Source organism: Pueribacillus theae, assembly GCF_003097615.1.
Lineage (GTDB): Bacteria > Bacillota > Bacilli > Bacillales > UBA6769 > Pueribacillus > Pueribacillus theae.
The window spans coordinates 1-338 of the sequence record NZ_QCZG01000127.1 but is presented as its reverse complement, the minus strand read 5'-3'; the positions used below and the strand labels follow the sequence as shown (position 1 = coordinate 338).

1 protein-coding gene is annotated in these 338 nt (G+C 40.8%); it reads left to right on the top strand.

The features are described from left to right. Positions 1-338: transposase (locus tag DCC39_RS18990; protein WP_165820946.1), on the top strand; the 338-nt coding region annotated here is incomplete at both ends.

The window sequence follows — 338 nt, the reverse complement described above, 5'->3', positions numbered from 1 at the left end:
CCGGTGATTTTCTAAAAGCCCAACTGCGACCGGGAAATGTTTATACTTCCAATGGTGTTGTGGACTTTGTAAGACCTCTTATCGAACATTATAACGAGAAATTTCCAGAGACTATCCCTTTCTTGCGCGGAGATAGTGGTTTTGCTGTTCCTGCTTTGTATGATTTATGTGAAGATGAGTCGGTCTATTATGTGATTCGTTTGAAATCTAATGCAAACTTGCAACGTCTAGCCGATGAATTACATCCTGCGTCTGCACCGTCTGATACAACAAAAACAGAGTGTTATTATGAGGAAACCGAATATCAAGCCAAGTCGTGGTCTAAGCCAAGAAAAGTA